This is a genomic window from Acetatifactor sp. (genome assembly GCF_982438285.1).
The window spans coordinates 1-4,399 of record NZ_CEWDFQ010000263.1 but is presented as its reverse complement, the minus strand read 5'-3'; the positions used below and the strand labels follow the sequence as shown (position 1 = coordinate 4,399).

At 49.8% G+C, this 4,399-nt stretch carries 4 protein-coding genes; all 4 read right to left on the bottom strand.

Annotated elements, in window-relative coordinates; genetic code table 11:
- Positions 1–50: 50 nt before the first annotated feature.
- Complete coding sequence (locus AC1WIP_RS12045; RefSeq protein ID WP_481142054.1) at positions 51–1,043, bottom strand: ABC transporter ATP-binding protein; 993 nt, start codon at positions 1,041–1,043, stop codon at positions 51–53.
- A 13-nt stretch (positions 1,044–1,056) separates the two neighbouring features.
- Positions 1,057–1,926: an ABC transporter permease gene (locus tag AC1WIP_RS12040; RefSeq protein WP_481142053.1), complete on the bottom strand. Its 870-nt coding sequence runs from the start codon at positions 1,924–1,926 to the stop codon at positions 1,057–1,059.
- On the bottom strand, positions 1,919–2,884 hold the full coding sequence (locus AC1WIP_RS12035; protein ID WP_481142052.1) for an ABC transporter permease: 966 nt from the start codon (positions 2,882–2,884) through the stop codon (positions 1,919–1,921). The genes AC1WIP_RS12040 and AC1WIP_RS12035 overlap by 8 nt, the downstream gene beginning before the upstream one ends.
- Before the next feature lie 170 nt (positions 2,885–3,054).
- The coding region (locus AC1WIP_RS12030; RefSeq protein ID WP_481142051.1) for an ABC transporter substrate-binding protein at positions 3,055–4,399 on the bottom strand (1,345 nt) is incomplete at its 5' end.

The following is a 4,399-nucleotide window of genomic DNA, read 5'->3' as shown; positions in this document are numbered from 1 at the left end:
GTATTAAAGTATTTTTTCAGATCTTTGACTTCAAGCAACGTCTCCATCGCTTATTCCACCTGACCTTTCTCTGCTTCAGATGCGTGGAAAAGGTGGCAACGTACCATATGCGTATCTGTGATTGCCACTGTGGCAGGGTTGCTCTGTGCGCAACGCTCCGTGGCATAGGGGCAGCGAGGATGGAATTTGCATCCGCTGGGGAGGTTCGTGGGCATAGGCATAAGTCCTTCAATGACCGGAAGGTACTCCACCTCTTCTTCCAAATCCGGGATCGAACTAAACAGGCCCTCGGTATAAGGGTGTTTGCGATCTTCATAGATTTCTTTCAAGGTGCCGCTTTCCACAATTTCGCCAGCGTAAACGATTGCTACCTTGTCACATATCTCTGCCACTACACCCAGATCATGAGTAATCATAATCATGGAGGTCCTGAGTTCGTCCTTGAGCTTACGCATCAATTCAAGCACCTGGGCCTGAATGGTAACATCCAGAGCAGTCGTAGGCTCATCCGCAATCAACAATGCTGGATTACAGGCTAGTGCAATGGCAATGACCACTCGCTGCTTCATGCCCCCCGAAAATTGGTGCGGATATTCATCATAACGATCACCAGGGATGCCGACGAGCTCCAGCATTTCCTTTGTACGATAAATTGCTTCTTTTTTGCTAATTTTATTGTGGAGCAAAATTACTTCAGAAATTTGTTCTCCCACGGTAAGGACCGGATTCAGCGAAGTCATGGGATCTTGAAAAATCATCGTGATTTTGTTTCCACGAATCTGACGCATTTCAGGTTCACTGAGTTTCAGCAGGTCTTTTCCTTCAAACAGAATTTCACCGCTGAGGATTTTACCCGGAGGATTGGGAATCAGGCCCATGATTCCAAGGGCAGTCGTGGTCTTTCCTGCCCCGGTCTCACCCACAAAGCCAATGACCTCTTGAGCATCCAAATCAAAAGTAATTCCGTTTACAGCACAGGCCTCTTCTCCATCTGTGAAGAAATGGATGGCCAAATCTTTTACTTCCAGAAGCTTTTCGCCCATTCGATTCGCCCTCCTAATTCTTCAGCTTGGGATCCAGAGCATCGCGGAGACCGTCGCCCAGGATGTTAAGCGCATATACTACCAGCATAATAAAAATGCCCGGGAAGATGGTCATAGGCCAGAACTGGCGGATGTAATTGCGGCCGGTAGAGAGCATGGAACCCCATTCTGGCGTGGGAGGCTGAATACCCAAACCGAGGAAGCTCAATGTAGCAGCAGACAGAATGGCATTGCCTACGCCCAGTGTCGCCTGCACCAGCAGCGGAGCGAATGCATTCGGCAGAATATGCAGAATGATGATGCGCCAATTGGCTGCGCCAATGGAGCCAGCGGCCTCAATGAATTCCTGATCCTTTACCGTCAGCACAGAGGCACGCATAATGCGGGCGTACTGTGGCATGGAGGAGATACCCACGGCAATCATCAGATTCCTGGTACCACTGCCTAGAGCTGTTGTGATGGCCATTGCCATCAATAGACTAGGGATAGCCATGAAGATATCCATAAAGCGCATGATAATATTGTCTGCCTTAGGATAGAAGGCAGCAATGGCCCCCAGGCTTCCTCCCACCAAAACAGCGATACTGACAGCAATCAGGCCCACCTGCAGAGAGATGCGGGAGCCATAAATGACACGGCTGAAAATATCCCGTCCAAGGTTATCTGTGCCAAAGAGATGCTCCGCACAGGGATAAGCAAAAGTGTTGGTCAGGTCTTGGTATTCATAAGAGTATGGAGCTACAAAATCAGCAAAGATGGCGCAGAAAATCAGAATAATCATGACGGTCAGAGCTGCCATCGCCATCTTGTTCCGGCGCAGACGACGCCAAGCGTCTGCCCACAGGCTGTTATTCCGCTCACGCTTTTTTCTGCGATCAGCCATGCTTTTTCCCTCCACCATCTGTCTTCTTCTTGGTCTTATACATGGATTTGATCCGCGGATCGATAAAGCTGTACAAGATATCAATGAACAGATTGATCACTGTACACAGCACGGCCACAAAGAGCACAGTACCCATCACGCAGGGATAATCCTTGTTGTTGATGCTATCTACCAGGAACTTCCCGATGCCGGAGATCGAAAAGATATTTTCACAGAGCACGGCTCCTGCCATCAGCGTGCCGAACTGTACACCGATCACAGTAATAATCGGAATAAGCGCATTGCGGAACTCGTGCTTCAGAATAACAACCAGTTCCTTTTGTCCCTTTGCACGAGCAGTACGGATATAATCTTGCCGGATGACATCCAACATGCTTGACCGCGTCATTCGCATAATGATGCCCGCCACGGCAGTGCCTAAAGTAATGGTCGGTAGAATCCAACAATCCCATGTCTTTACACCAGACGAGGGAAGAACGTCCAGATTTACAGAAAAAACCAAGATCAGCAAAAGGCCCAGCCAAAACGGAGGCATTGATACGCCAAATAGTGCGATACCTGTGGCGATATTATCCGCAAGTGTGTATTGCTTTACCGCCGAGACGATTCCTGTTATCACACCGATGAGGGAGGCCAAAATGGTTGCCAGGGTCGCAAGTATCAGCGTATTGGGAAGCCGGGCCAAAATTTCATCTAGCACTGGCTGCTTTGTACGGTAAGATGTACCTAAATCCAGTTGCACAACCCCTTTAATGTAGTTAAACAACTGGACAATATAGGGCTGATCCAACCCCAACTCTTTCTCCAGTGCAGCTTTACTCTCCGGAGTTGCACTGTCGCCCAGCAGGATCGTGGCTGTATCTCCGGGGGTGATATACATGAGTGAAAAAACAATAATGATAACCCCCAACATAATTGGGATCATCCACAACAGACGCTTAATGATGTATTTGAGCACAGGACTCCTTCCCTTCTGAGTAAAGTGGCACGAGGACCGCGCAAAAAACAGATATGAACGGATAAAATATTTTGGAAAGGAGGCTCTTGGCACAACCCGGCCGATGAACAAAGCCGGATCGTGCCAAAGCCTGCCTCTCCGAGGGGGAAGTAGAGGATGAATCTGTTAAATCAGAAGTAGCAATACTTAAAGCGCGCGCACTCAAAGGATCCGTTGGAATAGCCCTGGAGATCACGGCTGACGCCTGTCAGCTGCTGCTTATCATAAGTGGGGATCCACGGCATATCCTCCGCCAGGATGTCAAAGCACTGCTTATAAATTGCCCAGCGAGCCTCATCATCCAACGTCCGAACCGCCTCATCCAGCAGTGCGTCGAATTCACTGTTTCTATACCCGGAAGTATTCATGGCTCCAGAGCTCTCGGAATAGAAATTTCGGAGCATTTTTTCCGCCTCGACGGTGGTACAAGTCGCGCCCAAGAGGAAGATGCCCTCCAGTGTATTGGTGTCAATAATACTCGAATATGCGCCCATCTCCATGGTGACAATCTCTGTCTCAATCCCGACGGCAGCGAGATAGCCCTGGCACGCCTCGGCAAAGGCAATACGCTCTGCATCATTGTTCGTATAGAACTTACAGGAGAGCCCATCAGGATATCCAGCTTCAGCCAGGAGTTCTTTCGCCTTTTCCGGATCATAAGTGGGCAGATCCATGGGAGCGTAGCCTTCCACCTCCGGGTCTACGATGCTGGTCGCCAATTCGTGAACACCACCATAGGCAGCCTGATAACAGGTGGGGATATCGATGGCATATGCCACAGCCTGCCGTACAGTTGCATTGTCGAAGGGGCTGAACAGACAGCTCATGCCGATATAGTTCGTATTATGGGCGGGACTCTTTACAATGGTTGTATCCTCACCCTCATTGATGCGGGCATAATCCACAGTGGAAATTTCATAGGCCACGTCCAGCTCGCCGGTTTCCAGCATAATGGCTCGGTTGGCGCTCTCGGTGACGATGATCATGTTCAAATACTTGATCGCAGGCTCACCGCCCCAATAATCAGGAAATGCCTCCAGTTCAACACGGTCGCCGGAAATCCAGTTCTTGACCATGTAAGGGCCGGTTCCGTTGGGAGAGGCCATATAGTCGCCGCCAGACTCCTCATATGTCTTCTTGCAGCTGATGGCTGTCAGAGGCCACTCCAACCACGCCAACTGAGGCGTGTACGGTGCAATCAGCGCCATACGATAGGTATAAGTATCCACCACTTCGCAGTTGTCCAAATCAACATAGGACAGAGCAATATTAGCTGCTCCCATCCCATAGGCCCGCTCAATGGAAAATGCCACATCTTCCGCCGTCAGCTCATCACCGCTGTGGAATTTGACGCCCTCACGGATATGGAAAAGAATCGTTTGATCGTCTTCCCATTCCCAGCTTTCTGCCAGGCCACCCACCAGTTTACCCTCTTGATCGCGTGCCACTAAGGTCTCATAAACCTGTGTCTTAACG

What these genes read in the sequence shown, in the direction of transcription:
- AC1WIP_RS12045 (WP_481142054.1), bottom strand. Translation starts at nt 1,043, where the DNA reads ATGGGCGAAAAGCTTCTGGAAGTAAAAGATTTGGCCATCCATTTCTTC.
- AC1WIP_RS12040 (WP_481142053.1), bottom strand. Translation starts at nt 1,926, where the DNA reads ATGGCTGATCGCAGAAAAAAGCGTGAGCGGAATAACAGCCTGTGGGCA.